Origin of the sequence: Streptomyces sp. NPDC101166 (genome assembly GCF_044768125.1) — a bacterium.
In the GTDB taxonomy this organism is placed as follows: Bacteria; Actinomycetota; Actinomycetes; order Streptomycetales; family Streptomycetaceae; genus Streptomyces.
In genome coordinates this window covers 1-1,150 of record NZ_JBIWPF010000252.1, presented here as the reverse complement: position 1 = coordinate 1,150, position 1,150 = coordinate 1, and the positions used below count along the sequence as shown (strand labels likewise).

General features: G+C 67.0%; 1 protein-coding gene. It reads left to right on the top strand.

Going from position 1 to position 1,150, the window contains the following annotated elements:
* Window positions 1-1,082 (top strand): AI-2E family transporter (locus tag ACIRS4_RS38150; protein WP_404204860.1); only part of this gene is annotated, 1,082 nt, incomplete at its 5' end.
* Window positions 1,083-1,150: the final 68 nt, after the last annotated feature.

The window sequence follows — 1,150 nt, the reverse complement described above, 5'->3', positions numbered from 1 at the left end:
CCCTGCTCGGACTGTTCGAACTCGCCAATTGGGCGGCCCACCAGCTCATCGGGATCGCGATCATGATGACGGTGGCGTTCTTCGTGTCGCTCGCCATGGAGCCGGCGGTGGACGGGCTCGCCGGGCGCGGCGTGAATCGCGGGCTGGCCACCGGGCTGGTGTTCATCATCGTGTTCGCGTGCACCGCGGGATTCCTCGCGACGCTGGGCGTGCTCCTGGTCGAGACCGTCTCCCATGTGGTGAGCGAACTGCCGCGACTGGTCGGCGAATTGGTGGATTGGGTCAATCGCGTATTCCACCAGAATTTCACCTTGGATCAGTTGCGCGATCGGCTGTTCAAGGACTCGGACGTCATCAGTTCCTATGCCGAGCGGGCCGCGAACAATGTGTGGGGGCTGTCGAGCACGGTGCTGGGCGGGCTGGCGCAGTTCATCACCATCGCACTGTTCAGCGTGTACATGACCGCTGACGGGCCCAAGCTGCGGCGCTCGGTGTGCTCGCTGCTGCCGCCCGCGAAACAGGGTGCGGTGCTGCATGCCTGGGACCTGGCCATCGACAAGACCGGTGGGTACTTGTATTCGCGGGCGTTGCTGGCGGTCATCTCGGCGGTCGCGCACGGGGCGTTCCTGGCGCTGCTCGGCATACCGAACGCGCTGGCGCTGGGCATCTGGTTCGGTGTGGTGGCCTCGTTCGTGCCGACCATCGGAACCTATATCGCGGGCGTGCTGCCGATCCTGGTGGCGCTCACCATCAGACCGCTCGACGCGGTGTGGATTCTGCTGTTCGTGGTGGTCTACCAGTGGATTCAGGACTATGTGCTGCAGCCGCGGATCACCGCGCGGACGGTGGACGTGAATCCGGCGGTGGCGCTGCTGTCGGTGATCATGGGCGGGGCGCTGCTGGGGGCGGTGGGTGCGCTGCTGGCCATTCCGGCGACCGCCACCTTGCAGGCGTTCCTCGGGGAGTACGTGAAGCGGTACGAGGTCAGCGAGGATCCGCGGATCGAGCGCAAGGGCGGGGCGCGCAAGCAGCGCAAGCTGGACGAGGCCGCGGCGAAGGACTCCGAGGAGTCCGAGGACTAGGCGCGGACCGGGACGGCGTCCTCGGGCCGCTTGGCCCGCGCGGTGCCCAGGATCGAGCCCAGGATCAC